General features: G+C 72.9%; 24 protein-coding genes. 9 read left to right on the top strand and 15 right to left on the bottom strand.

Annotation, left to right across the window (positions count from 1 at the left end):
- Positions 1 to 103: 103 nt before the first annotated feature.
- The 3 genes from gatB to gatC are packed head-to-tail and all read right to left on the bottom strand — an operon-like array spanning position 104 to position 3442.
- Positions 104 to 1612 (bottom strand): Asp-tRNA(Asn)/Glu-tRNA(Gln) amidotransferase subunit GatB, encoded by a 1509-nt coding sequence (gene gatB, locus AC1DP1_RS00410; RefSeq protein WP_477505155.1) that lies wholly within the window; start codon positions 1610 to 1612, stop codon positions 104 to 106.
- Between the two features lies 1 nt (position 1613).
- Positions 1614 to 3143: an Asp-tRNA(Asn)/Glu-tRNA(Gln) amidotransferase subunit GatA gene (gene gatA, locus AC1DP1_RS00415; protein ID WP_477505156.1), complete on the bottom strand. Its 1530-nt coding sequence runs from the start codon at positions 3141 to 3143 to the stop codon at positions 1614 to 1616.
- Positions 3143 to 3442 carry an Asp-tRNA(Asn)/Glu-tRNA(Gln) amidotransferase subunit GatC gene (gatC, locus tag AC1DP1_RS00420; protein ID WP_300046052.1) on the bottom strand — a complete coding sequence of 100 codons (300 nt, stop codon included), beginning with the start codon at positions 3440 to 3442 and terminating at the stop codon, positions 3143 to 3145. Before gatC ends, gatA begins: the two co-directional genes overlap by 1 nt.
- A gap of 124 nt (positions 3443 to 3566) precedes the next feature.
- On the opposite strand from gatC, the gene AC1DP1_RS00425 reads away from it, so the two are divergent.
- The 3 genes from AC1DP1_RS00425 to AC1DP1_RS00435 are packed head-to-tail and all read left to right on the top strand — an operon-like array spanning position 3567 to position 6791.
- The gene (locus tag AC1DP1_RS00425; protein ID WP_477505157.1) at positions 3567 to 5195 is read left to right on the top strand and encodes a N,N-dimethylformamidase beta subunit family domain-containing protein; all 1629 of its coding nucleotides are present in this window, start codon (positions 3567 to 3569) and stop codon (positions 5193 to 5195) included.
- 22 nt (positions 5196 to 5217) lie between these two features.
- On the top strand, positions 5218 to 5847 hold the full coding sequence (locus AC1DP1_RS00430) for a hypothetical protein (RefSeq protein ID WP_477505158.1): 630 nt from the start codon (positions 5218 to 5220) through the stop codon (positions 5845 to 5847).
- Positions 5848 to 5855: 8 nt separating this feature from the next.
- On the top strand, positions 5856 to 6791 hold the full coding sequence (locus AC1DP1_RS00435; RefSeq protein WP_477505159.1) for an LCP family protein: 936 nt from the start codon (positions 5856 to 5858) through the stop codon (positions 6789 to 6791).
- Between the two features lie 10 nt (positions 6792 to 6801).
- Here AC1DP1_RS00435 and AC1DP1_RS00440 read toward each other — a convergent pair whose 3' ends face one another.
- The 4 genes from AC1DP1_RS00440 to ligA form a co-directional block, all read right to left on the bottom strand.
- Complete coding sequence (locus AC1DP1_RS00440) at positions 6802 to 7446, bottom strand: response regulator transcription factor (protein WP_191196535.1); 645 nt, start codon at positions 7444 to 7446, stop codon at positions 6802 to 6804.
- A 19-nt stretch (positions 7447 to 7465) separates the two neighbouring features.
- Positions 7466 to 9715, bottom strand: a complete 2250-nt coding sequence (locus AC1DP1_RS00445; protein WP_477505160.1) for a sensor histidine kinase — start codon at positions 9713 to 9715, stop codon at positions 7466 to 7468.
- 68 nt (positions 9716 to 9783) lie between these two features.
- Positions 9784 to 11031 carry a calcium-binding protein gene (locus AC1DP1_RS00450; RefSeq protein WP_477505161.1) on the bottom strand — a complete coding sequence of 416 codons (1248 nt, stop codon included), beginning with the start codon at positions 11029 to 11031 and terminating at the stop codon, positions 9784 to 9786.
- Positions 11032 to 11111: 80 nt separating this feature from the next.
- On the bottom strand, positions 11112 to 13235 hold the full coding sequence (gene ligA / locus AC1DP1_RS00455) for an NAD-dependent DNA ligase LigA (protein WP_477505162.1): 2124 nt from the start codon (positions 13233 to 13235) through the stop codon (positions 11112 to 11114).
- 164 nt (positions 13236 to 13399) lie between these two features.
- Between ligA and AC1DP1_RS00460 the strand changes: the two genes are divergently transcribed.
- The 3 genes from AC1DP1_RS00460 to AC1DP1_RS00470 all read left to right on the top strand — a co-directional run bounded on the left by AC1DP1_RS00460 (position 13400) and on the right by AC1DP1_RS00470 (position 16446).
- The gene (locus AC1DP1_RS00460; RefSeq protein ID WP_477505163.1) at positions 13400 to 14011 is read left to right on the top strand and encodes a TetR/AcrR family transcriptional regulator; all 612 of its coding nucleotides are present in this window, start codon (positions 13400 to 13402) and stop codon (positions 14009 to 14011) included.
- 118 nt (positions 14012 to 14129) lie between these two features.
- Positions 14130 to 15749 (top strand): MFS transporter, encoded by a 1620-nt coding sequence (locus AC1DP1_RS00465; protein ID WP_477505164.1) that lies wholly within the window; start codon positions 14130 to 14132, stop codon positions 15747 to 15749.
- Positions 15750 to 15807: 58 nt separating this feature from the next.
- Positions 15808 to 16446 (top strand): alpha/beta hydrolase, encoded by a 639-nt coding sequence (locus tag AC1DP1_RS00470; protein WP_477505165.1) that lies wholly within the window; start codon positions 15808 to 15810, stop codon positions 16444 to 16446.
- 42 nt (positions 16447 to 16488) lie between these two features.
- On the opposite strand, the gene AC1DP1_RS00475 is transcribed toward AC1DP1_RS00470, so the two are convergent.
- The 3 genes from AC1DP1_RS00475 to AC1DP1_RS00485 are packed head-to-tail and all read right to left on the bottom strand — an operon-like array spanning position 16489 to position 19782.
- On the bottom strand, positions 16489 to 17478 hold the full coding sequence (locus AC1DP1_RS00475) for a uroporphyrinogen decarboxylase/cobalamine-independent methonine synthase family protein (RefSeq protein ID WP_477505166.1): 990 nt from the start codon (positions 17476 to 17478) through the stop codon (positions 16489 to 16491).
- Complete coding sequence (mnmA, locus tag AC1DP1_RS00480) at positions 17475 to 18578, bottom strand: tRNA 2-thiouridine(34) synthase MnmA (RefSeq protein WP_477505167.1); 1104 nt, start codon at positions 18576 to 18578, stop codon at positions 17475 to 17477. The genes AC1DP1_RS00475 and mnmA overlap by 4 nt, the downstream gene beginning before the upstream one ends.
- Before the next feature lie 22 nt (positions 18579 to 18600).
- Entirely contained in the window at positions 18601 to 19782 is a 1182-nt protein-coding gene (locus tag AC1DP1_RS00485; RefSeq protein ID WP_477505168.1) for a cysteine desulfurase family protein, read from the bottom strand.
- Positions 19783 to 19855: 73 nt separating this feature from the next.
- Here AC1DP1_RS00485 and AC1DP1_RS00490 point away from each other — a divergent pair, with 73 nt between their 5' ends.
- Complete coding sequence (locus AC1DP1_RS00490; protein WP_477505169.1) at positions 19856 to 21103, top strand: hypothetical protein; 1248 nt, start codon at positions 19856 to 19858, stop codon at positions 21101 to 21103.
- Positions 21104 to 21107: 4 nt separating this feature from the next.
- Here AC1DP1_RS00490 and AC1DP1_RS00495 read toward each other — a convergent pair whose 3' ends face one another.
- Positions 21108 to 21752 carry a nucleotidyltransferase domain-containing protein gene (locus AC1DP1_RS00495; protein WP_477505170.1) on the bottom strand — a complete coding sequence of 215 codons (645 nt, stop codon included), beginning with the start codon at positions 21750 to 21752 and terminating at the stop codon, positions 21108 to 21110.
- A 23-nt stretch (positions 21753 to 21775) separates the two neighbouring features.
- On the opposite strand from AC1DP1_RS00495, the gene AC1DP1_RS00500 reads away from it, so the two are divergent.
- Both AC1DP1_RS00500 and AC1DP1_RS00505 read left to right on the top strand, forming a co-directional pair.
- Positions 21776 to 22252, top strand: a complete 477-nt coding sequence (locus AC1DP1_RS00500; protein WP_477505171.1) for an HIT family protein — start codon at positions 21776 to 21778, stop codon at positions 22250 to 22252.
- 14 nt (positions 22253 to 22266) lie between these two features.
- Positions 22267 to 22584 (top strand): nucleoside triphosphate pyrophosphohydrolase family protein, encoded by a 318-nt coding sequence (locus AC1DP1_RS00505; RefSeq protein ID WP_477505172.1) that lies wholly within the window; start codon positions 22267 to 22269, stop codon positions 22582 to 22584.
- 9 nt (positions 22585 to 22593) lie between these two features.
- Here AC1DP1_RS00505 and proB read toward each other — a convergent pair whose 3' ends face one another.
- The 4 genes from proB to rplU form a co-directional block, all read right to left on the bottom strand.
- Positions 22594 to 23727: a glutamate 5-kinase gene (proB, locus tag AC1DP1_RS00510; RefSeq protein ID WP_477505173.1), complete on the bottom strand. Its 1134-nt coding sequence runs from the start codon at positions 23725 to 23727 to the stop codon at positions 22594 to 22596.
- The gene (obgE, locus tag AC1DP1_RS00515) at positions 23717 to 25282 is read right to left on the bottom strand and encodes a GTPase ObgE (protein ID WP_477505174.1); all 1566 of its coding nucleotides are present in this window, start codon (positions 25280 to 25282) and stop codon (positions 23717 to 23719) included. Before obgE ends, proB begins: the two co-directional genes overlap by 11 nt.
- Positions 25283 to 25390: 108 nt before the next feature.
- Positions 25391 to 25645 carry a 50S ribosomal protein L27 gene (gene rpmA / locus AC1DP1_RS00520; RefSeq protein WP_135840891.1) on the bottom strand — a complete coding sequence of 85 codons (255 nt, stop codon included), beginning with the start codon at positions 25643 to 25645 and terminating at the stop codon, positions 25391 to 25393.
- A gap of 49 nt (positions 25646 to 25694) precedes the next feature.
- Positions 25695 to 25994, bottom strand: a complete 300-nt coding sequence (gene rplU / locus AC1DP1_RS00525) for a 50S ribosomal protein L21 (protein WP_056908626.1) — start codon at positions 25992 to 25994, stop codon at positions 25695 to 25697.
- Positions 25995 to 26016: the final 22 nt, after the last annotated feature.

Genomic DNA, 26016 nt, shown 5'->3' on the forward strand with positions numbered 1-26016 from the left:
ATGCTGCGAGCGTTGGTTGGTGATGTGACCAATGGGACTCGCTAGCACCCTAACAAGTTGTCTAGACCGCGCCGCAGGGCGCATGTTCCGACCAAAGTAGGGGTCAGGACAGCTTCTCCAGGATCAGCTCGCGCACCCGGCCGGCGTCGGCCTGGCCGCGCATCTCCTTCATCACTGCGCCGATGAGGGCCCCCGCGGCGGCGACCTTGCCGTCGCGGATCTTGTCGGCGACGTCGGGGTTGGCGGCGATCGCGCTGTCCACCGCGGCACCAAGCGCGCCGTCGTCGGACACCACGGCCAGCCCGCGCTTCTCCACGACCTCGTCCGGGGTGCCCTCGCCCGCGAGGACACCCTCGAAGACCTGACGAGCGAGCTTGTCGTTGACGACCTTCTCGTCGACGAGCGCCTGGATGCGGGCCACGTCGGCCGGGGTGATCGGCAGGTCGACGATGTCGACGCCGTCCTCGTTGCTGCGGCGGGCGAGCTCCCCGAGCCACCACTTCCGCGCGGCCTGCGGGGCCGCCCCCTCCGCGATGGTCTCCTCGACCAGGCCGAGCGCGCCGGCGCCGATCGTGTCGCGCATCTCCATGTCGCTGAAGCCCCAGTCGGCCTGCAGCCGGGCGCGGCGCACGGTCGGGTTCTCCGGCAGCGTCCCGCGCAGCTCGTCGACCCACTCGCGGCTCGGGGCCACGGGTACGAGGTCGGGCTCGGGGAAGTAGCGGTAGTCCTCGGCGTCGGACTTCTCCCGGCCGCTCGTGGTGATGCCGGTGTCCTCGTGCCAGTGGCGGGTCTCCTGCAGGATCGAACCGCCGCCGCTGAGGATCACGGCGTGCCGCTGCATCTCGTAGCGGACGGCCCGCTCGACCGACCGGAACGAGTTGACGTTCTTCGTCTCGGTGCGGGTGCCGAGGGTGCCGCTGCCCTTCGGGGACAGCGAGAGGTTGACGTCGGCGCGCAGGTTGCCCTGGTCCATCCGGGCCTCGGAGACGCCGAGCGCCACGATCAGCTCGCGCAGCTGCGCGACGTAGGCCTTGGCGACCTCGGGTGCCTTCTCCCCCGCGCCGAGGATCGGGCGGGTGACGATCTCGATGAGGGGGATGCCGGCGCGGTTGTAGTCGACCAGCGAGTGGTCGGCGCCGTGGATGCGGCCGGTGGAGCCGCCGACGTGCAGCGACTTGCCCGTGTCCTCCTCCATGTGGGCGCGCTCGATCTCGACGCGGTAGGTCTCGGTCTCCCCAGCGTCGTTCTGGATGTCGACGTCCATGTAGCCGTCGAAGCAGATCGGCTCGTCGTACTGGGACGTCTGGAAGTTCTTCGGCATGTCCGGGTAGAAGTAGTTCTTCCGGGCGAACCGGCACCACTCGGCGATGTCGCAGTTGAGCGCGAGGCCGATGCGGATCGCCGACTCCACCGCCTTGCCGTTGACGACCGGCATCGCGCCGGGCAGGCCCAGGCACGTCGGGCAGGTGCCCGCGTTGGGCTCGCCGCCGAAGACGGCCGGGCAGCCGCAGAACATCTTCGAGGCCGTGTTGAGCTCGACGTGGACCTCGAGGCCGAGGGCGGGGTCGTAGGCCGCCAGCACGTCGTCGAAGGGCATCAGGGTCTCGGTCACGTCACTTCACCTCGGCGGTCGCGGCGCCGGCCAGGGCGGGTGCCTTGTCGAGCAGGGGGCCGCCCCACTGGTCGGTGTACAGGGCTTCGAGCGCGGCGCCCACGCGGTAGACGCGGTCGTCGGCCAGTGCCGGCGCGAGCACCTGGAAGCCGCTGGGCAGGCCGTCCTCGTCGGCGAGGCCGTTGGGGACGGAGATCCCCGGGACGCCGGCGAGGTTGGCGGGGATGGTGGCGAGGTCGTTGAGGTACATCGCCATCGGGTCGTCGAGCTTCTCCCCCAGCTTGAACGCCGTGGTGGGAGCCGTCGGCGACACCAGCACGTCGACGTCGGCGAACGCGGCGTCGAAGTCGCGGCTGATCAGCGTGCGGATCTTCTGGGCCTGGCCGTAGTAGGCGTCGTAGTAGCCGCTGGAGAGCGCGTAGGTGCCGAGGATGATGCGGCGCTTGACCTCGTCGCCGAAGCCGGCGTCGCGGGTCGCCCGCATGACCTCCTCGGCGCTGGGGTTGCCCTCGGGGGTCACCCGCAGGCCGTAGCGCATCGCGTCGAACTTCGCGAGGTTGCTGGACGCCTCGGCGGGAAGGATCAGGTAGTACGTCGCGAGGGCGTGCACGAACGAGGGGCACGACACCTCGACGACCTCGGCGCCGGCCCTGACCAGCAGGTCGACCGACTCCTGGAAGCGCGCCATGACACCGGCCTGCCAGCCCTCGCCGGCCAGCTCGGTGATGACGCCGACCTTCACACCGCTCATGTCGCCGGTCGAGCCGGCCCGCGCCGCCTCGGTGAAGGAGGGCCAGTCCTGCTGGATCGAGGTGGAGTCGCGCGGGTCGTGGCCGCCGATCACGTCGTGGAGCATCGCCGCGTCGAGCACGGTCCGGGTGACCGGGCCGGCCTGGTCGAGGCTGTTGGCCAGGGCCACGAGGCCGTAGCGGGAGACGCCGCCGTAGGTCGGCTTCACGCCGACGGTGCCGGTGACGGCGCCGGGCTGGCGGATGGAGCCGCCGGTGTCGGTGCCGATGGCGAGCGGTGCCTCGAAGGCGGCGACGGCGGCCGCGGAGCCGCCGCCGGAGCCGCCCGGGATGCGGTCGAGGTCCCATGGGTTGCGGGTGGGGCCGTAGGCGGAGTGCTCGGTCGAGGAGCCCATCGCGAACTCGTCCATGTTGGTCTTGCCCAGGATCGGCAGGCCGGCCTCGCGCAGGCGCGTGACGACGGTGGCGTCGTAGGGCGGGACCCATCCCTCGAGGATCTTCGAGCCGCAGGTGGTCGGCAGTCCGCGGGTGGCGAGGACGTCCTTCACCGCGATCGGTACGCCGTCGAGCGGACCGCGTGCCTCGCCGCGGGCCCGGCGGGCGTCGGAGTCGGCAGCATCAGCGAGGGCGCCGTCGCGGTCGACGTGGAGGAAGGCGTGGACGGCACCGTCCACGGCGTCGATCCGGTCGAGGTGGGCCTCGGTGAGCTCGACGGAGGTGACCTCGCCGGCGGCGAGCCCGTCGGCGAGCGCGGCAGCGGTGCTGCGGGTCAGGTCGCTCATCACGCCTCCTCGTCCAGGATCCGCGGGACGGAGAAGCGCTGGTCCTCGACGGCCGGGGCGCCGGACAGCGCCTCCTCGGCCGTCAGGCCCGGCACGACGACGTCCTCCCGGAACACGTTGGTCATCGGGAGGGGGTGCGACGTGGGCGGCACGTCGTCCCCCGCGACCCCGTTGATCGAGGCCACCGACTCGAGGATGACGCTCAGCTGGGGCGCCAGGTGGTCGAGCTCGGCGTCGGAGAGGTCGATGCGGGCGAGCATGGCCAGGTGGGCCACCTCGTCCCGGGAAATCTCGGGCATGGGGTCGATCCTAGGTCCCCGCCCGCTCGGCTCCGGCGGCCGGTCGGGACGGTGGTCCTGATCGTCCCGACCTCCCGGGATCGCCGCCCCATGTGCCGGGAGGTGCCCCCGGACGAACGTCGTCATGACGGCGACGGGACCCTCCGACGCCACGGCCGAGGAGATGGCGATGCGGACACGGTGGGCGAGGTTCGGGACAGTGGTCGTGGTGGCGGTCCTGGTGCTGGGGACCGGGTGCGCCTCGGCCGAGCGGGCGGGCAGGGACGCGGGCCGGGACGGGGACGGCGGGGCGGCGATCGGCATCCCCCTGGCGCAGGCGGACGCCGAGGCCACCGAGCAGGCGGAGCCGGAGCCCGCCCCCGAGCCGCGCGGGTCGGAGGACTGGCGGGTGAGCAGGACCTCCTTCCACGGCGAGGTCGCGGCGTACACCACGCACGCCAGCGGCGTCCCGGGCACGCGGGTGGGCCTGAAGGTGTCGACCACCGAGGGCGGCTGGGAGGCGGCGGCGTTCCGGATCGGGTCCTACGAGGGTGGCACCGGGGCCTTCGTCTGGGAGTCCGGCTTCCGGCGGGGTCGGCAGCAGTCGGCGCCGCGCTACTCGTCGTACGAGCGGCGCACGGTCGTCGCGCCCTGGGAGCGCGACCTGACCGTCGACACCTCGACGTGGACGCCCGGCTTCTACGTCTTCCGGCTGCGCACCGACACCGGGTGGGAGACCCAGGTGCCGTACGTCGTGACCTCCGAGTCGGCCGAGGGCACCGTCGCGCTGGTCGCGCCCGTCACCACGTGGCAGGCCTACAACGAGTGGGGCGGCTACAGCCTGTACGCCGGCGCCAACGGGGACACCCCGAGCCACGCGGTGAGCTTCGACCGGCCCTACAACGGGGCGACCGGGGCCAACGACTACCGCACGGCCGCCATCCCGGTCGTCGTGCGGGCGGAGAGCACCGGCGTGCCGCTGTCCTACTTCACCAACGTCGACCTGCACACCACCCCGGGAGCGCTCGCGGGCGCCCGCGGCTACGTCTCGATGGGGCACGACGAGTACTGGACCAACACGATGCGCGACGTCGTCCTCGGGGCCCGCGATGCCGGGACCAACCTGGCCTTCCTGGGCGCGAACACCATGTACTGGCGGATCCGGCTGGAGCCGGGCTCCGAGGGGCCGGCCCGCGTGGTCGTCGGCTACCGGCACTCCGCGCACCTCGACCCGTTGTACGCGCAGGGGTCCGTCGAGGCGACGGCGACCTTCCGCGAGCCGCCCGTGCCGCGCCCCGAGCACGACCTGCTGGGGATGCAGTACGAGTGCTACCCCGTCGACACCGACTACGTCGTCGCCAGCCCGGGCTGGTGGGGGTTCCGCGGCACGGGCGTCCGCCGCGGCGACCACGTCCCCGGCCTGGTGGGTCCGGAGGCCGACCGGGTCTACCCGGACGGCCGGCTGCCGCGGCCGCTGCAGGTGCTCAGCCACTCGCCGTACTCCTGCCGGGGCGTCACCACCACGACGCAGTCGGTCTACTACACGGCCGGCTCGGGGGCCGGGGTGTTCAACGCCGGCACGCTGCGCTGGGGGTGCGCGATGGTCGACCGGTGCGAGCGCCCGCTGGGCGCCGTCACGCAGGAGTTCACCCGGACGGTGACCGGCACCCTGGTGACGGAGTTCGCCCGCGGCCCCGTCGGCACCCGGCACCCGGCCCGGGACAACGTCGAGGAGTTCGACCTCTCCACGGTCAACACGGTCTCGGCGAGCTGAGACAGGTCAGGCAGAGTCGGTCATGATGATCGCCATGGGCTCCTCTCGACGCCGCGCGGGGTGGACCGCGCGCGTCGGCGCAGCGGTCGCCGTGGCGGCGCTCGCCGCCGGTTGCTCGACGGGTGGCCCGCCCGACGACGAGCCCACCCCGACGGCCGAGTCCGCGGCGCTCCGCGTGCAGACGGTCACCGGCGCCGAGCGGCTCGACCAGCAGACCCGCACCGAGGTCGAGGGGGCCGTCGGCGACGTCCTCTCCGACTACGTGGTGGCCGCCTTCCTCGGCGAGTTCCCCCGCCAGGAGTTCGTCCGGGCCTTCGAGCCGTTCACCAGCGTGGCCGCACGCAAGGCGACCCGCGACATCGACTACCTCACCGCGGCCACGGCGCGCGACGCGACCGCCGTGCGCGCCACCGACCTCGACGCCAAGATCTCGTTCCTGACCCAGGGGGGCGAGGTGCTCGGCGGGACGGCCGCGGTGCACTTCGCCTTCGACGCGACGATGGAGGACGGCACCACGAGACCGCTGGTGCTCGACGGACGCTTCATGCTGGAGGCCGACGACGACGGCACCTGGTCCATCTTCGGCTACGACGTGAAGTTCGACGACGGCGACGAGACGCCCGCCGAGGCGGAGCCGGGAGGCAGGACATGAGGCGGGGCATGAGCTGGAGCGCACGGCGCGGCACGAGGTGGGTGCGGCGCGTCGCCGTGCTGGTGGCGGTCTTCGCCGGCGCCGCGGTCGTCGTTCCGGCCGCCTCCGTGCACCCGACGAGCATCAGCCTGACGACCATCGGCACCGCCAAGGCCGTCGACGCGGGCGACGGCATCGTCTGGGTCCTGGCCCTCGGCTCCGAGGCAGCCGCCGGCGACGACGTGACGACCGGCCTGACCGACGCGATCCAGCTCATCGGCGTGCAGCTCGACACCGGCCGGGCCGTCGCCATCGGGCTCCCCCGCGACCTCTACGTCGAGATGAGCGACGGCCGCGCCCGCCTCAACACCGCCCTGCGCGACGAGGGGCCCGAGGGGATCGCCCGCGAGGTCGACGACCTGCTCGGGATCGAGCCGGACGTGGTCGCCGTGACCGGGTTCGACGGGTTCCTGTCGATGATGGGCGCCGTCGGCGACGTCCAGGTGGACTCGCCGCTGGCCTTCACCACCGAGGAGGGCGACGTCCAGGTGCGGCGCGGCCCCAACACCTTCGACCCCGACGAGGCGCTCTACTACGCCCGCACCCGCGAGACGCTGCCCGGCGGCAGCGACTTCGAGCGGGCGGCCAACCACCAGCGGCTGCTTCTCGGGGTGCTCGAGCGGCTGCGCGAAGCCGAGGACGAGGCCGGCTTCATGGAGGCGGTCACGCTGTCCGCGCTGGGCGGGCTGCAGACCGACATGTCGCCCCCGCAGGTCTACCGGCTCGTGCAGGCGCTGACGACGGTCGACCCGGATCGCACGGACGCCTGCATCATCGTCGGCACGTTCGGGGTGGAGAACGGCGCCTCGGTGGTCTACCCCGACGTGGAGCAGGCGCGGGCGGTCGGGCGCGACGCCCAGGACGACGCGCGGCTCCAGGGCGGCTGCCGCGACGGGTCCGGCTGACCGGACGGGCTCAGCCCAGGCCCGCCTCGCGCGCCTTGACGATCGCCTGCGCACGGTGCGCGACCTGCAGCTTGGCGAAGATGTTGCTGGCGTGGTTGCGGACCGTCTTGACCGACAGCCCGAGCTGTCGCGCGATCTCGCCGTTCTCCTTGCCCTCCGCGATCAGGCCGAGCACGACGCGCTCGCGCTCGGTCAGGTCCGGGAAGGCGTCGGCGACGGGCCGGTTGCGCACCCCCAGGAAGTAGTCCATCACCCGGTCGGCGACACCGGGCGCGAAGATCACCTCGCCGGCACCCACGGCCTCGACGGCCCGCAGGATCTCACCGCGGCGCGCGCCCTTGAGCAGGTAGCCGCGGGCGCCGGCCCGCATCGCCGCGAAGACCGACTCCTCGTCCTCCATCATCGTCAGCACGAGCACCCCGATGTGGGGCGAGGAGGCGACGATCTGCGCGGTCGCGTCGATGCCGTTGACCCGCGGCATGTGCAGGTCCATCAGCACCACGTCGGGCTGGAGGTCCAGGGCCAGCGCGATCGCCATCGCGCCGTCGGAGGCGGTGCCCACCACCTCCACGTCCGGCGTCGCGGCCAGCAGGGCCTCCAGCCCGCGCCGGAACTCGTCGTGGTCGTCGGCGATCAACACCCGGTGGCCGTCCATCGGCTCCTCCTTGCTCTGCTCATGCTGGTCCCTGGTCGAGCGGCAGCCGCACCTGGACCACGGTGCCGCCACCGGGGCGGTCCCCCGCCTCGAACGACCCGCCGAGCTCCTCGGCGCGTTCCCGCATCGAGGACAGGCCTACACCCGGGCGCCGGTCCGGAGCCAGCCCCGATCCCGTGTCGGAGACGTCGATGCGCAGCTCGCCGTCCTTGCGCGCCAGGCGTACGACGCACCGGTCGGCGCCGCTGTGGCGCTGCACGTTGGTGACGGCCTCGACGACGATGCGGTAGGCCGCGACCTCGACCGCGGCGGGGAGCGGCTCGATGTCGTCACCGGCCTCCACCAACCACGGCACCCCGGCACCGGCGGACCCGTGCTCGGCGGCCCGGTGGCGCAGCGCCGAGACCAGGCCGAGCTGGTCCAGCGCGGGCGGTCGCAGCCCCTCCACCAGTCGTCGTACCTCGCCGATGCCCTCGCGGGCCTGGTCGGAGAGCCGCGAGACCAGGTTCGACGCCTGCTCGGGGTCGTCGTCGATGAGGTCGGAGGCCGCCTCGAGGCGCATCGCGAGCGACGCGAGCGAGGGGCCGAGACCGTCGTGCAGGTCGCGCCGGAGCCGCCGCCGCTCCTCCTCCCGCGCCGCGACCAGCCGCTGGCGCGAGACCTGGAGCTCACGGTTGGCGGTGACCGCCTGCACGAGGGCGCCGACCTGGGTCCCCACGTCCTCGAGCAGCCGACGGTCCCCCGGTCCGAACGGGTCGTGGCCGGCATCGACCTCGACCCGGAGGTGTCCGACCGTGGTGCCGCCGACGGAGAGGTCGACGGTCGCGGGCGTGCCCGTCGGGGCACCGATGGCGGCGGCGATCGGCCCGGAGGTGGGCGTGGCCAGCACGTCGACGGCGGCGTACGACAGGTGGAGGCGCCGGGCGAGCAGCTCGAGGGCCTCGCGCAGCGCGTCCTCGGGCGCGGTCAGCGCGTCGAGCCGGCGCAGGTCCGATACCACCCGGTGCGGGAACTCGCGGTCGCCGTAGACCACCCGCCGCACGGTCCGCTGGACCGCGACGCCCGCGGGCAGGAGCAGCAGCGCCAGCAGCCCGCCGGCCAGCATCGAGCCGGCGGAGATGTCCGCAGCGGCGTCCACCGCCCGCACCGCGCCGGCGAACGCGGCTCCCACGACGGCCAGCACGAGCGCCTGGACGAGCCCGCGGCGGACCCGCGGCTCGATCTCGCCGAGGTGGTAGCGCCCCGCGGCCGCTGCGACACAGGCCACGGCGAGCCCGCCACCCAGCAGGACGAGCACGTCCTCGCGCAGCAACGGCGAGCCGGTGAGGAGGTCGGGGACGGGGCCCAGCACCAGCCACGCGCCGACACCGGCGCCGACGCCGAGGAGGGCGAGCCTGGTGGCCAGCACGTCGGACCGCCCGCGGGCCCGCAGGTGGGCGAGCGTCGCGATCGCGAGCAGGGCCGGGACGGTGGCCCAGAGGGCCGGCGCCCAGACGGACGACAGCACCCACTGCTGCTCCAGCGCCGAGTCTGACCCGTCGGCGAACGCGGCCACCCAGACGGCGTACCCCACCGCGGGGGCGGTGAGCAGCGCAGCCGTCACCCACCGGCCGCGGCCCTCCGGCCGGGTCAGCAGCGCGACTGCGAGCATCAGCGCCACGAGGCCGAGGGCGGCCATCGCCTCGCCGACGGCCGCGGGCCAGGTGCCGCGCGCACCGGCGAGGTCGACGACGCCGAGGCCCAGCGGGGTGGACGTCAGCGTCGCGGGCAGCAGCGCGGCGGCGACGAGGAACGCCCACGCGGGCGCTGTCGACGGCCTCGCCCAGAAGACGAGGGAGCCCAGCGCGAGCAGCAGGACCGGCAGGAGCACCACGTGCGGGGCAGCCCGCGCCGCGGCGGCGAGCGGGTAGCGGTGCAGCGTGACGTCGACCTGCTGGATCAGGTCGAGGCCCGCCCCGGGGCGGCGGACCTCGTAGCGGAGGACGTCGCCCACCTCTCGTCGTACGCCGTCGAGGTCGCCGGTGCCGTCCGCCCAGTCGGCCAGCGCGCGGCCGTCGACGGCCTGGACCTCGTCACCCGGTCGCAGCGCCGTCTCGCCGTAGGTGGCCCGGACGTGGACCGTGTCACCCCAGCGCTCGCTCGCCGAGGGCAGCAGCCTCGAGGAGAGGCTGGTGCCGTCGGACGGCCCGGCCAGCAGCGCGAGGACGGTCCAGCAGAGCGGCACCGCCCAGGCCACTGCGAGCACGAGCAGCCTGCTGGTGCGCGCCATGGAGGCATCGTGCCCCCGTCTGCGCCCGCGGGGGAAGCAGCCGCGCTGTCAGGCCGGTCAGCCGCGACTCAGCAGCTCGAGCGCTTCTCGGCCGCCTTGCAGGTGTCGTTGCCGCCGCGTCCCCGCGCGATGTCGAAGCCCTTGCCGCCGTCGATACGGTCGGGCTCGTCGGAGCCGGTCAGCACGTCGGCGCCGCCGCGGCCGTAGAGCTTGACGCGGTAGTCGGGGTTGGCGGTGACGATCTCGGAGTCGTTGCTGCCCTTGAAGACCGACAGCGCCCGGGCCGGCAGGACGACGTCGCTGAAGCCGGTGATCTTGCCCTCGAGCGTGAGGGGCTGGAGCCCGCGGATGGTCGTCTTCTTCAGCTGGTCGATGCGCAGGGTCGGCTTGAGGGCGGGGTTGGAGCTGGCGACGATGCGCAGCTTGTCCTGCCCGCCGTAGCCCTTGGCGATGAACCCGGACTCGGCGGGGATCGGGAAGGTCATCGTGTCGCTGCCACTGCCGCCCCGCCAGACCTGGTGGCTCTCCGACGTCGTCGACAGGGTGTCGCCGCCGCTGCCCCCCACGAAGGTGTCGATGCCCACGGTGCCGACGAGCAGGTCGTCGCCGGCGTCGCCGTAGAGCCGGTCGTTGCCGAGGGTGCCCGAGGCGTCGGCGGTGATCGTGTCGTCGCCGCCCCGACCGAAGATCGTGTCGTCACCGCCCCGTGCCGCGATCAGGTCGGCGGAGTTGGTGCCCTTGACGGTGTCGCCGAACGACGACCCGACGAGCCGGATGCCGCCGTCGAACCCAGTGACCGTGTCGTTGCCGTCGGCGGCGATCGGGACGGTGCGCGCGGCGCGGAAGTCGACGACCACGGGTGCCGGTGCGTTGACGTAGGTCACCCCGTCGAGCACCACCGTGGTGCCCTCGCCGGCGGGGCGCGGGTCGTAGCCGAGGTCGATCGTGTCGTCGCCGGTGCCGCCGGAGACGGTGTCGCCCTTCTTGACCACCCGGCCGAACTGGTCGAGGCGCACCAGGTCGGTCTCGCCGTAGAGCCGGTCGTTGCCCTCGCCGCCGAGGATCGTGTCGGCGCCGTCGCCCCCGCAGATCACGTCGTTGCCGGCGAGGCCGCGGATCGTGTCGTTGCCACCGCTGGCCACCACCACGTCACGCCGGGGCGTGCCGGTGATCGAGTTGGCCTTGTCGTTGCCCACGATCGTGGCCTTGAGGCCGGCGCAGCTCGGGGCGGCGTGGGCGGTCGGCGCGACCGCGAGCGGTGCGGCGAGGCCGACCGTCGCGACGACGGCGGGCAGGAGGTGACGGACGAGGCGCATGCTGACTCCCAAGAAGTGGTTCGTTGCAGGGTTGATGGCCCCGAGCTCGGCACCTCAAACCTCCCGGGCGCCGCGGACGGTCAGGCCAGGGCGTCGGGACCCTTCTCCAGCAGCAGCGTGAACTGGTCCTCGTCGAGCACGGGTACGCCGAGCTGCTCGGCCTTGTCGGCCTTGGAGCCGGCGTTGTCCCCGACGACGACGTAGTCGGTCTTCTTGGACACCGACCCCGCCGCCTTGCCGCCGCGGCTGATGATCGCCTCCTTCACCGAGTCGCGGGTGTAGTGCTCCAGGGAGCCGGTGGCCACGATCGTGAGGCCCTCGAGCGTGCGGGCGATCGACGCGTCGCGCTCGTCGGCCATCGACACGCCGTCGGCCTCCCAGGCGTCGACGATCGCGCGGTGCCAGTCGACCTCGAACCAGGCGATCACGGCCTCGGCGATCGTCGGTCCCACCCCCTCCGCCGCCGCGAGCTCCTCCTCGCTGGCGGCGCGGACGGCGGCCATCGAGGCGAACTCCTGGGCCAGCGCCCGGGCCGCGGTGGGGCCGACGTGTCGGATCGACAGCGCGACCAGCACCCGCCACAGCGGCACCTGCTTGGCCTTGTCGAGGTTGGCGGCCAGCCGCTCGCCGTTGGCGGAGAGCTGCGGCCCGTCCTCGTCCTTCTTGGGCGCCCGGGTGAACAGCGGCGCCCTGACGAGCTGGTCGCGGGTCAGGGAGAACAGGTCGCCCTCGTCGGTGATCACCCCGGCGTCGATGAGGGCCGATGCCGCCTCGTAGCCCAGGCCCTCGATGTCGAAGGCACCTCGACCGGCCACGTGGAAGACCCGCTCGCGGACCTGCGCCGGGCAGTGCTGGTGGTTGGGGCAGCGGAGGTCCTTGTCGCCCTCCTTCTGCTCGGCCAGTCGCGTGCCGCAGGACGGGCAGTCCTCCGGCATCACCCACTTCTCGAGCCCCTCGGGACGCAGCCCCAGCACCGGGCCGACGATCTCGGGGATCACGTCGCCCGCCTTGCGCAGCACCACGGTGTCGCCCGGACGGACGTCCTTGCGCTCGACCTCGTGGCGGTTGTGGAGGGTCGCGTTCTCGACGGTGGACCCGGCCACCTTCGTCGGCTCCATGACGCCGTAGGGGGTGACCCGCCCGGTGCGACCGACGTTGACCCGGATGTCGAGCAGCCTGGCGTTGACCTCCTCCGGCGGGTACTTGAAGGCGATGGCCCACCGCGGGGCGCGCGAGGTGGAGCCCATGCGCCGCTGCAGCGCGACGTCGTCCACCTTCACCACGACGCCGTCGATCTCGTAGGGGACGATCGAGTGGCGCTTCTCCCCGGCGTTCTCGACGTAGGCCTGGACGTCGGCCAGCGACGGCACCACCCGCACCTGGTCGGAGGTGGGCAGACCCCACGCCGCGAGCGCCTCGTAGGCGTGCGACTGGGCCTTCGGCTCGAACCCGCGGCGCTCGCCGATGCCGTGGCAGACCATCCCCAGCGCGCGGCTGGCGGTGACCCGCGGGTCCTTCTGCCGCAGCGACCCCGCCGCCGCGTTGCGCGGGTTGGCGAAGGCGGGCCGACCGGCCTCCGTCATCGACACGTTGAGCCGCTCGAAGGCCTCGACGGGCAGGAACACCTCGCCGCGTACCTCGAGCAGCCCGGGCACCGGGAACCCGTCGGCGGCCGTCAGCCGGTGGGGCACGGAGTCGATCGTCTTGACGTTGGGCGTGACGTCCTCGCCGGTGCGGCCGTCACCCCGGGTGAGGGCCCGCACCAGCCGGCCGTCCTCGTAGAGGAGGTTGATCGCGAGGCCGTCGACCTTGAGCTCGCACAGCAGGTCGGGCGCCTCGAGACCCTCACGCTGCAGACGGGCGTACCACCCCTCGAGCTCGTCGTAGGTGAAGGCGTTGTCGAGGCTCTCCATCCTCTGGAGGTGGTCGACCGCGGTGAACTCAGTGGACACCGCTCCACCGACCTTCTGGGTCGGCGAGTCGGGGGTGCGGAGCTCGGGGAACCGGTCCTCCAACGACTCGAGCTCGCGGAGCCGCACGTCGAAGTCGGCGTCCGACAGCGTCGGGTCGTCGAGCACGTAGTAGCGCCAGCGGGCGTCGTCGACCTGCTCACTGACCTCCCGGTGACGCTCGCGCGCCTCGGGTGGGGCGGACTCCACCGTGGCGTCGGTGGCCTCGAGGTCGGGCTGCTCGGACGTGCTCATGGGCACAGTCTGCCGGTCCGGTCCGACAGGTGCTCGGCACGGCACGCACCCCCGGTCTGGACCGGATGGAACTCATTTGTTCCCTCGGAATGGATCTGCCTACGGTGACGTTGTGGAACGAAACCGTTCCGTTTCATCACGAGCACGTCGACCGAGGAGCACGCGTGACCCCGACCGAGACCGGCACCCGCCCCCGCGTGGCGGGCGAGCGTGAGCTCGAGATCCTCGACGCAACCCTCGAGGTGCTCGACGAGGTGGGCTACGACCTGCTGACCATGGACGCCGTGGCGAGTCGCGCCAAGGCGTCCAAGGCCACGCTCTACCGCCGCTGGAAGGGCAAGCCCGAGCTCGTGGTGGCCGCGATCATGGCGCACAAGGGCGAGGCCGTCGTCCCCGACACCGGCACCCTGCGTGGCGACCTGCTCGCCGCCTACTGCGGCAGCGGCGGCCTCAACGACCCGATGGCGCAGACCGTCCTCACGGCCGTGGTCACCGCCATGGGCCGTGACCCGGAGTTCGCCGAGGTCTACCGCCGCGACTTCATCGCACCCAAGGTCGCCACCTCCCACGCGATCTACGAGCGGGCCCGCGAGCGGGGCGAGGTCCACCCCGACGTGGACCTCTCGATCCTCGCCCCCTCGCTCGCCGGGATCGTCCTGCACCGGGCCTTCCTGCTCGGCGACGCCGTCACCCCCGAGCTCGTCGGCCGCGTGCTCGACGAGGTCATCCTCCCCGCCGCACTGCGCGGACCCGCACCCTCCGCACCTGACCGCTGACCAGCTCCGCTGACGCACGACCACTGACTCACGACCACTGACTGACTGCCACGTCCGGCACCCGCTGTCGGACCCCTCTGCTCGACTCGACCTGAACCACGATCCAGAAGGACGTTCCATGACCGACAGCACCGTGGTTGCCGACGAGGTGACCCCCGAGCAGCACAAGCGCCTGCGCTGGGCGCTCGTGCTCATCTCGCTCGCGCAGCTGATGGTGGTGCTCGACAGCACCATCGCCAACATCGCCCTCCCCTTCATCGGCGCCGACCTCGACATCGACCAGGCCAACCTGCAATGGATCGTCACCGGCTACGCCCTGACCTTCGGGGGGTTCCTGCTCCTGGGTGGCCGGCTGGCCGACCTCTACGGCCGCCGGCTGATCTTCATGGTGGGCGTGCTGGTCTTCGCACTCGCCTCGCTCATCGGCGGCTTCGCCCAGAACGAGGCCATGCTGCTGTCGGCCCGGGCCTTCCAGGGCCTCGGCGCCGCGATGGCCTCCCCCGCCGCCCTCGCCCTGATCACCACCACGTTCCCCGCCGGCAAGGAGCGCAACCGCGCGTTCGCGGTCTACGCCGCCATGGCGGGCGTGGGTGCCGCCGTCGGCCTCATCCTCGGCGGCTGGCTCACCGGCCTCGACCCGATCCTGGGCCTCGAGGGCTGGCGCTACACGTTCCTCATCGTCGTTCCGATCGGTCTGGCGGCGGCGTTCTTCGCCCCCCGTTTCTTCGACGAGTCCGAGCGCCACTCCGGGTGGCTCGACGTCCCCGGTGCGATCACCGGCACGGGTGCCCTGCTGGCGATCGTGTTCGGTCTCTCCCGGGCCGGCCAGCAGGACTACGGGTGGGACGCCACCAGCACCGTGGTCAGCCTGGTCCTCGGTGTCGTGCTGCTCGCCATCTTCCTGCTGGTCGAGTCGAGGGTCGAGCACCCCTTGATGCCGTTCCGGATCTTCAGGAGCAAGAACCGCGCGGCCGCCTTCGCGGTGATGATGATCGTGCCGGCTGCGATGTTCGCGATGTTCTTCTTCCTCTCGCTCTTCATCCAGCTCGTCGTGGGCTACTCCCCGCTCCACACGGGCATCGCCTTCCTGCCGTTCTCGATCGCGATGATCATCTCGGCGACGACCGCCTCCAAGCTGATCGCCTTCGTCGACCCGCGCTACCTGTCGGGGGTCGGCACGCTGCTCTCGGCTGCGGCGCTCTACGGCTTCAGCCGGATCACCGTCCCGGAGGACCCCGCGTCGATCCTCGGCTCGCTCCCCGCGTCGATGGGCGGCCAGGGCGTGGCCCTGGGCGGCGACGTCAGCTACTGGACCCAGGTGCTGCCCTTCGTGGTGCTGATGGCCTTCGGGATGGGGCTCAACTTCGTGCCCCTCACCCTCGTCGCGGTGCACCACCTGCGCGCGCAGGACACCGGCATCGGGTCCGGCGTGCTCAACACGATGCAGCAGGTGGGTGGCGCTCTCGGCCTGGCGACGCTCAGCACGGTGTCGCTCCACTTCGCACAGACGCGGGCCGACGAGATCGCGCCGGCCATCGCGGCCGCCGCTCCGCAGCTCGACTCCGCGTCGCTGGGCCAGCTCGCCTCGCTCGGGTCGTTCACCGAGGGCGCCACGATGGCGTTCCTCGTGGGCTCGCTGATGATGCTCGGCGCCTCGGCGATCGTGTGGCTGTTCCTCGACGTCAAGCACGAGGAGCTGGCCACCGAGTCCGCGCCCGAGGGCGTCGGCGTCCACTGAGCCACCCACACCCAGCACACCGAGCCATCCGACGTCGTCGCCGTCTCGAAGGAGAGTCGTGACTGATCCCCTCCTGTCGACCGACGACGTCCCGGGCGACCCGCGAGCGATGGTCCTGGTCCTCCACGGGGGCAAGCCCCGGTCGGACCGGGTCATCGGCTCGACGAGCGCGTCGTGGCACCGGGCCGCGTGGCTGCAGCGCGCGATCGTGCCGCGGGCCCACGAGGCCGGCGTCGGCGTCTGGCTCGCGCGCTACCGGGTGCGCGGGTGGAACGGTGGCGCCGGCCCGGTGGCCGACGCCCGGTGGGCGCTCAACGAGATCCGGGCCGCCCACGGCGACGTGCCCGTGGTGCTCCTCGGCCACTCCATGGGTGCCCGGGTGGCGGTCCACGCCGCCGACGACGCGTCGGTCGTCGGCGTCGTCGGGCTCGCTCCGTGGTGGTCCGGGGACGACCCCGTCTCCACCCTCGCGGGCCGCGCCCTGCGGGCCGCCCACGGGCGCCGGGACCGCATCACGTCGTTCCGCGAGACCACCCGCTACGTCGATCGTGCGCGCGCGGTGGCGAGCAGCGCCGAGCTCCACGACATGGGCGGCCTCGGCCACTACATGCTCGCGGGCTCGCAGGAGTGGCACGACGTGGCACTGGCGTCGGTGCTCGACGTGGTCGCCGCCCAGGTCCCGCGCGCCGACCGCTGACGGGGCGTGCCACGGCCCGGCCAGGCCGGTCGGGCAGGGTGCTCAGAGGTTCCGGGCGACCGTCGCGGAGAGCCTGACGGCCCGGCCCGCCCACTCCGCCGACGCACCGGCCAGGCCGCAGGTCGGCGTGACGACCAGGTGCTCCCCCACGCCGTCCGGGTCCAGGCCGAGCATGTCGAGCCACCGCTGCACCCGCTCCGTGGTCCGCACCTCCGAGGCCTCGGCGGCCGGCGCCGTGGACGGTACGACGCCGAGTGCGGCGGTGCGGCCGGACTCCAGCACCTCCGCGAACGTGTCGAGGTCGGCCGGGCCGAGCATGTCGAGGTCGGCGGACAGGCCGTGCACGCCCGTCCCCGCGACGAGCGACCACGGCGTGCTCGGGGCGCAGGAGTGCACCCACGCCTCGCCCCCGGCGTCGACGACCGCCGCGACGACCCACTCGAGGTGCGCCGATGCCTCGGGGAGGTCGACTCTGCGGTGCCGGCCGAAGCCGCTCGCGGTCGGCACCTGGCCGGCGACGACCGCGGCCAGCACCGGCTCGTCGACCTGCACGATCCAGCGGTCGACGCCGGGGAGGCGTCGGCGCAGGTCGGCGAGGTGGGTGCGGACGCCCTCGGCGAGCGCCTGCGCGAGCTCGCGGCGGGCGCCGTGGTCGGAGAGCACCTTGTCGCCGCGCGGCTTCTCGACCGTGGCGGCCAGGGTCCACGGGCCGGCGACCTGGGTCTTGAACGCGCCCTGGTAGTCCTGCGCCAGCTCCTCGACGGTGTCGAGGTCCTGGGCGAGCAGCGATCGTGCGCGCCGGTGGTCGACCCCGCTGGCGTCGGTCAGCCKCCAGCCGGCGGGCTGGAGGTCCGCGCCGAGACCGGAGACGATCGCGAGCCCGCGACCCGTCATCGCGGCCGTGACGCCCCGGCCGGGCACCTCCGCCACGTGCGGGAGGTCGGGCAGCTCGCCCAGGACCAGGCGGGTCGCCTCGGCGTGGTGGGCGTCGGTGGTGCCGGGCATCGAGCCCACGCCGGTGGCTCGCGTCACGCGTGGACCTCGACGGGACGCGTCGACTCGATGGTCGCCGAGCCGACGACCCGGGTGCCGTCGTAGATCACCGCGGCCTGACCGGGTGCGATCCCCTCGGCGGGGTCGAGGAGGTCGATCTCCACGCGGTCACCGGACACGACGACGACCGCCCGGTGCTCCGCCCCGTGGGCGCGCATCTGCACGGTGCCCTCGACCCGGTCGGGGACCGTACCGCACCAGCGCGGGCGCACGCCGGCGACGTGGTCGACAGCCAGGCGCTCGCGGGGTCCGACCGTGACGGTGCCGCTGACCGGCTCGATGTCGAGCACGAACCGCGGCTTGCCGTCCGCGGCGGGCACGCCGAGGTGGAGGCCGCGGCGCTGGCCGATGGTGAAGCCGTAGGTGCCGGTGTGGCTGCCGACCGTCTCGCCGGTGGTCGCGTCGACGATGTCGCCGCCGTGGTTGGGCGCCCGGTCGCCGAGCTTCTCGCGCAGCCAGCCGGCGTTGTCGCCGTCGGCGACGAAGCAGATGTCGTGCGAGTCGGGCTTGTCTGCCACCAGCAGGCCGCGCGACCCGGCCTCGCGGCGCACGGCCGTCTTGTCGGTGTCGCCCAGCGGGAAGAGGGAGTGCCGCAGCTGCTGCTGGTCGAGCACGCCGAGGACGTAGGACTGGTCCTTGGCGTGGTCGGTGGCGCGGTGCATCTCGATCAGCCCGTCGGCCCCGGTGCGCAGCTGCGCGTAGTGCCCGGTCGCGACAGCGTCGAAGCCCAGGGCGAGCGCGCGGTCGAGCACGGCGGCGAACTTGATCTTCTCGTTGCACCGCAGGCACGGGTTGGGCGTGCGCCCGGCGGCGTACTCGTCCATGAAGTCCTCCACGACGTCCTCGTGGAAGCGGTCGGACAGGTCCCAGACGTAGAACGGGATGCCGATGACGTCGGCCGCGCGGCGTGCGTCGTTGCTGTCCTCGATGGTGCAGCACCCGCGCGCCCCGGAGCGGTACGACGCCGGGTTGCGGCTCAGGGCGAGGTGCACCCCGGTCACCTCGTGCCCGGCCTCGACGGCGCGGGCGGCGGCCACGGCCGAGTCCACCCCGCCCGACATGGCGGCGACGACCTTCATCCCTGACTCCACCCGACCGACCTCAGCGTGCCTTGGCGGCGCGGGCGCGCTCCACCACCGGGCCGATCGCCTCGACGAGGGCATCGATGTCGCCCGGCGTGGTGGTGTGGCCCAGCGAGAAGCGGAGCGAGTGCCGCGCCTGGTCCGCGTCGCAACCCATCGCGAGCAGGACGTGGGAGGGCTGCGGGACGCCGGCGGAGCAGGCGGACCCGGTGGAGCACTCGATGCCACGGGCGTCGAGCAGCATCAGCAGCGAGTCGCCCTCGCAGCCGGGGAAGCCGAGGTGGGCGTTGCCCGGGAGCCGCTGCGGCCCGGCCAACGCCCCGTGCAGGTGGGCGTCGGGCACGACCTCGACGACGCGGCGCACCAGGTCGTCGCGCAGGGCGGCGACGCGCACGGCGTGCTCGTGCTGGTTCTTGACCGACTCCTCGACGGCGGCCGCGAGGCTGGCGATGGCCGGCACGTCGAGCGTGCCGCTGCGGATGTCGCGCTCCTGCCCGCCCCCGTGCACCAGGGCGCTGACGGCCAGGTCACGACGTACGACGAGCGCACCGACGCCGTAGGGGCCGCCGACCTTGTGGCCGGTGAAGGTCAGGGCGTCGACGCCGGAGGCGGCGAAGTCGACCGGCACCTGCCCGAGGGCCTGGACCGCGTCGGTGTGCACGGGGATGCCGTGCTCGGCGGCGATCGCGACCACCTCGTCGATCGGCTGCAGCGAGCCGACCTCGTTGTTGGCCCACATCACCGAGATGAGCGCCACCGACTCGGGGTCCCGGGCGACGGAGTCCTTCAGCGACTCGACGTCCAGCACGCCTTCCGGCGACACGGGCAGCAGCTCGACGTCGGCGCCGTCGCTCGCGGCGAGCCAGTGGAGCGGGTCGAGGACCGCGTGGTGCTCGATGGCGGTGGAGAGAACCCGCGTGCGACGGGGGTCCTCGGCACGGCGGGCCCAGAAGATCCCCTTGAGCGCGAGGTTGTCGGACTCGGTGCCGCCGGAGGTGAAGACGACGTCGCCCGGCCGGGCGCCGATCACCCCGGCGATGGTCTCGCGCGACTCCTCGACCACCCGCCTGGCACCGCGTCCGGAGGCGTGCAACGAGCTCGCGTTGCCGATGCCGGTGAGCTGGCGCGTCATCGCCTCGATCGCGGCCGGCAGCATCGGCGTGGTCGCGGCGTGGTCGAGGTAGACGAGCGAGTGGTTCATGACCTGCCAAGCCTACGGTGCCGACGTGCGCCAACCCGCCCCGCGTGGCCACGTTCACACCTAGGCTCGCTCCGTGCGCGCATCCCGGGCCTGGCTCGCCTGTCTCCTGCTGCTGCCGACCCTCGCGTGCCGGGCCGGCGGCCAGCCGCCCGAGGACTCCCCTGCGGCGGACCGCCAGGAGCGGTCCGCGGCACCGGGCGCGAAGGACGAGACGCTGCGCGAGGAGGCCCTCGCGCTCCTCGACGAGCGTGAGCGGGCGCTGGCGGACGGCGACCGCGAGGCGTTCCTCGCCACCGTCGACCCCGACGAGCTCGGCTTTTCCGCGACCCAGGCCCGCTGGTTCGACAACCTGGCCCAGCTCCCCATGGCGGACGTGTCCTTCGAGCTCGGCGAGGAGGACGCCCTCGCCGACGAGTTCGACGACGGCGAGCTGCGGCTCCCCGTCGAGTTCACGATGCGGCTGCGCGGCTTCGACAGCCGTCCCGTCACGGACATGATGGTGTGGACGTTCGTGCACAGGGACGACGACGTGCTCCTCGTCGGCGACCGCGACGAGGAGGTCGACCTGGTGAACGGGTGGATCCCGGCTCCGTGGGACCTCGCCCACGTCGAGGTGCGCCGCTCGCGTGGCATCCTCGCGGTCTTCGACGAGGACACCAGCGAGCACGCCACCTATGTCATGTCCGACCTCGCCGACGCCACGGCGGTCGTCCGACGCCACTTCCCGGACTGGTCGGGCCGCTACGTCGCCTACGGCGCCTCGGACACCACCGCGATCGCCGAGATGAGCGGCATGACCGTCGACCAGACCGCGGGCGTGGCGTTCCCCGTGCTGGCGCGCCCGGACGGCCCGGTGGCCGCCTACCGGTTCGCGGTCAACCCCACCGTCGTCGGTGACGTCGTCGCCCGCGGCCTCGTGTTCCGCCACGAGCTGGCGCACGTCGCGCTGGGTGCCACCGACGACCGCTCCCCCGTCTGGTTGATGGAGGGCGCCGCAGAGTACGTCGCCCGCTCGACCATGCCCGTCGACGACCGCCGCCGGATCGCCGCGTTCCAGCTCGGCGGCGCGTCCGCCCGCACGCTCGAGCCCACCAGGAGCTTCTACACGGGGGATGCCACCCTCAGCTACAACCTGGCGGCGGTGGTGTGCGACTACGTCGCGACCACCAGGGGCGAGGCCGCGCTGTGGGACCTGGTCCGCGGCTTCCGCACGGCCCGCTTCTTCTCCTGGGCACAGACCGAGGGCGTCGTACGCCGTGAGCTCGGGCTCTCGACAAGGGAGCTGAGCGCGCAGGCGCTCGCCTGGGCGCGGGCTGCCTGAGGCTTCAGCCCATCGGCTCGAGCCACGGGTGGTCGGCGCGCTCCTTGCGAACAGCTTCGCGCAGCCAGTCCTGCTCCCTCGCGCCGAGAAGCGGCCACGCCACCGCGAGGTCGGCGTCGTCCTTCGGCCGGTTGAGCCGGGCCTTGTGGTGCAGCACCACCTCCGGGCGCATGTAGCGGATCCCGTCGCCAGCCACCCATGTCACGTCCGCCAGCGGAACCACGTGGTCGGGGTCTCGGCGCGACACCCACAGCCCGTCGCGGTCCTCGGCGAGCAGGCAGTCGAGGAACCACGGTGCCTGCGCGTGGTCGCGCAACCAGACCTGCCCCGAGCCCTCGTGCGGTCCGGGGAAGTCGTCGTTCACCGGCCGGAGCGCGCCGGCACCGGCGCTCCAGAGGTGGTGCCGGTCCCCCACCATCGCCCGGAAGCGCGGCAGGTCGCGCAGCCAGATCACCGCGTCGATGTCCTCGTGCCGCCGTGCCTGTCCGGTGAAGGCGTCGATCGCCCACCCACCGACGACCCACCACTCGCCGTCGTACGTCGCCATGAAGGTGGCCAGTCCGGCCGGGTCGAGCGCCTGCCACTCGCCGTAGAGCCGGCGGAACGCCGCCTCCTCGGCGAGGTCGTTCGCCGAGGGCTCCCAGTGCATTCCCGCAGGCTAGCGTCGCGCCCGTGCACACACACGAGCCCGAGGGGTACGACTGCCCGTTCTGGCGCCTGCAGAGGGGCGTCCACAACGAGCACAACCGGCCGGAGGACGTCGTCGCGGTCACCGGGCTCGCGTTCGCGCGGATCTCGCCGAAGTGGTGGCCGGCCAACGACGGCGCGGTCCTGGTCGTCCCGCGCCCGCACCACGAGAACCTCTACGACCTGCCCGCCGAGGTCGGGCACGCCGTCTGGGACCTGACCCAGCGGGTCGCGGTCGCGATGCGATCGGCGTACGACTGCGACGGGATCTCGACCCGCCAGCACAACGAGCCGGCCGGCGGCCAGGACGTGTGGCACCTCCATGTCCACGTCTTCCCGCGGTGGTCCGGCGACCGGCTGTACGAGCAGCACCTGAGCACCCGGTGGCCGTCACCCGAGGAGCGCAGGCCGTACGCCGACCGGCTGGCCGCCGCGTTGGACCTGCCACGCAGCTTCGGCTGAGGCAGGATCGGGCCATGGAGTTCGAGCAGATGCAGCAGCGGGCCCGCGCGGTGCGGAGCAGGTACGCCGAGGTGGAGGCGTCGACGTACGGCCGGTCGTGGACGACCGAGGAGGTGATGCTCGGCTTCCTCGGCGACGTCGGCGACCTCGCCAAGCTGGTGCAGGGCAAGGCCGGCGTGCGCCCACGCGAGGACCTCGACGAGGCGCTGGCGCACGAGCTCGCCGACTGCCTGTGGAGCATTCTGACCCTCGCCGACGCGTACGACGTCGACCTCGCCGCTGCCTTCACGAGCACGATGGACGAGCTCGACGAGGTGCTGGCGGAGGACTGACCGCCGGACCTACAGCAGGACGAGGTCGTCGCGGTGGATGACCTCGCGCTCGTACGCCGCCCCGAGGGCCACCTTGAGCTCGCCGGTCGAGCGGCCGAGGAGGGCGGGCAGCTCGTCGGCGTCGAAGTTGACGAGCCCGCGGCCCACCACGGCGCCGTCCGGGTCGAGCAGGTCGACGGCGTCGCCTGCGACGAAGGAGCCGTCGACGCCGGTCACGCCGGCCGCCAGCAGCGAGGCGCGACGCTCGACGACGGCACGCACGGCACCGCTGTCGAGGGACAGCGTCCCCTGCCCGGACGTGGCGTGGGCCAGCCACAGCAGCCGGGTGGGGCGGCGCTTGCCGGTCGCCTCGAAGTGGGTGCCGACCTCGGCGCCGGCCAGCGCGGCAGCGGCCTGATCGGCGGAGGTCAGCAGGACGTCGATGCCGGCGCCAGTCGCGATGCGGGCGGCGTCGACCTTGGTCGTCATGCCACCGGTGCCGACGCCGGCGGAGCCGGCCGACCCGACGGTCACCGCGGCCAGGTCCTCCTCGGACCGCACGACCGGGACCAGCCGCGCGCCGGGGCGCGACGGCGGGCCGTCGTAGAGCCCGTCGACGTCGGAGAGCAGGACCAGCAGGTCGGCGTGCACGAGGTGGGCCACCAGAGCCGCCAGCCGGTCGTTGTCGCCGAAGCGGATCTCGGAGGTGGCGACGGTGTCGTTCTCGTTGACGATCGGGACGACCCCGAGCTCGAGCAGCTTGGCGAAGGTCTGGTGTGCGTTGCGGTAGTGCGCACGCCGGGTGACGTCGTCGACGGTGAGGAGCACCTGGCCCGTGACGATCCCGTGGCGGGCGAACTCCTCCTGGTAGCGGTGCGCCAGCAGCCCCTGCCCCACGGACGCGGCCGCCTGTTGTGCAGCGAGGCCGCGCGGGCGCTTCGTCAGCCCGAGCGGGGCCAGGCCGGCGGCGATGGCACCGCTCGAGACCAGGACGACCTCCGCGCCGCCACCGCGGGCGGCGGCGAGCACCTCCACCAGGTGGCGTACGCGGGCCGGGTCGATGCCGCCGGCAGCGGTGGTCAGCGACGACGAGCCGACCTTGACGACGATGCGTCGGGCACCGGCGACCAGGCTCAGCCGGGCGGCCGAGCGGTCAGTCGTCACTGCCGTCCCAGTCGGGGTCGTCCTTGCTGCCGATCTCGTAGGCCATCGGGCCCACGCCGGAGCTGCCCGAGCTGCGGTTGGGGCCCTTCTTCCTGCGGTCCTCGTCGAGGCGGCGGGCGACGTCGGCGCGCGCTTCCTCGTCGGCCTTCGTCTCCATGCCCTCCGCGATCTCGCGGCGGCGGTCGCGGGCGGGACGGGCCTCGCGCAGCCGCTCGTCCTCACCGCGGCGGCCGAGCATCTCCGCACCGGCCTCGACACTGGGCTTGAAGTCGAAGACGACCGAGTTGTCGTCGGCCCCGATGAGGACCGTGTCGCCCTCCTCGGCACCCATCCGCGCGAGCTTGACCTCGACGCCGAGCCGGTTCAGGCGATCGGCGAGGAAGCCCACGGCCTCCTCGTTGCTGAAGTCGGTCTGCCGCACCCAGCGCTCGGGCTTGGTGCCGCGCACCCGCCAGCCGTCGTCGGTGGCGACGACCTCGAAGTCGTCGCTGCTGTCGACGGCCTTCGGCCGGAGCACGATGCGCTCGGGCTCGGCCGCGGGCGCGACCTCGCGGGACGCGACGACGATCTCGGCCATGGCGAAGGTCAGCTCGCGCAGGCCGGCGCCGGACGCGGCGCTGACCTCGAAGACGCGCAGGCCGCGACCGCGCAGCTCCTCGACCACCATGTCGGCGATGTCCTGGCCGTCCGGGACGTCGACCTTGTTGAGGGCGACCAGCCGCGGCCGGTCCTCGAGGCCGCCGTAGCGGGCCAGCTCGCCCTCGATGACCTCGAGGTCGTCGAGGGGGTTGCGGCCGGGCTCGATGGAGGCCGTGTCGACGACGTGGACCAGCGCGGCGCAGCGCTCGATGTGGCGCAGGAAGTCATGGCCGAGGCCACGGCCCTCGGCGGCACCCTCGATCAGGCCGGGCACGTCGGCGACCACGAAGGTCGTCTCGCCAGCGGTGACCACGCCGAGGTTGGGGATGAGGGTGGTGAACGGGTAGTCGGCGATCTTGGGCCGCGCTCGCGAGATCGCGGCGATCAGCGACGACTTGCCGGCGCTCGGGAAGCCGACCAGGCCGATGTCGGCGACGACCTTGAGCTCGAGGCGTACGACGAGCTCGTCGCCGGGCTCACCCAGCAGCGCGAACCCGGGAGCCTTGCGCTTGGAGGAGGCGAGCGCGGCGTTGCCGAGGCCGCCGCGGCCACCGGCGGCGATGACCAGGGTCGTCCCGTTGCCGACGAGGTCGGCCAGCGCGGTGCCGTCCTCGGCCTTCACGAGCGTGCCGTCGGGGACGGTGAGGACCAGGTCCTTGCCGTTGCCGCCGTTCTTGTGGTCACCGGCGCCCTGGCCACCGTTGTCGGCACGGCGCTTCGGGCTGTGGTGGTAGTCGACGAGGGTCGTGACGCTCGTGTCGACCTGGAGGATGATCGACCCGCCCTGGCCGCCGTTGCCGCCGTCGGGACCGCCGAGCGGCTTGAACTTCTCCCGCTTGACCGAGGCCACGCCGTTGCCACCTCGTCCGGCCGCGAGGTGCAGCGTGACCTGGTCGACGAACGTGGGGATGGCCATGGGGGTTCCTGTCAGGTGTGGAGCGGGGGGTGAAAGCACGAAGGGCGCCCCCAGACAGGGACGCCCCTCGCAAGAGAGCTCAGTGCTGAAGTGCTCAGTGTCGCGTCGTCACTCGCCGGGGACGATGTTGACGACCTTGCGGCCGCGGCGGGTGCCGAACTCGACGGCGCCGGCCTGCAGGGCGAACAGGGTGTCGTCGCCGCCACGGCCCACACCGGTGCCCGGGTGGAAGTGGGTGCCGCGCTGGCGCACGATGATCTCGCCCGCGCCGACGACCTGGCCGCCGAACCGCTTCACGCCGAGGCGCTGGGAGTTGGAGTCACGGCCGTTCTTGGTGCTCGCAGCACCCTTCTTGTGAGCCATTGTTCAGTCCTTTGGAACGAAGAGTTGGTGGTCGACCTCGAGCCGGCGCTCAGAGGGAGATGTCGGTGACCTTGACCTGGGTGTACTTCTGGCGGTGACCCTGGCGCTTCTTGTAGCCGGTCTTGTTCTTGTACTTCTGGATGATGATCTTCGGGCCCTTGGTGCGGCCGGTGACCTCGACGGTCACGCTCGCCTTGTCGAGGCCGGTCGCGGTGACCTTGTCGCCGTCGACGACCATCACCACAGGAAGGGTGAGGGTGTCACCGGCGGCAGCCATCGCGTCGATCTCGATGACGTCGCCCACGGCAACCTTCTGCTGCTTGCTGCCACTGCGCACGACTGCGTACACGGCGAGTCACTCTCCTCGATAC

It is taken from the genome of Nocardioides sp. P4_G10 (genome assembly GCF_056401175.1).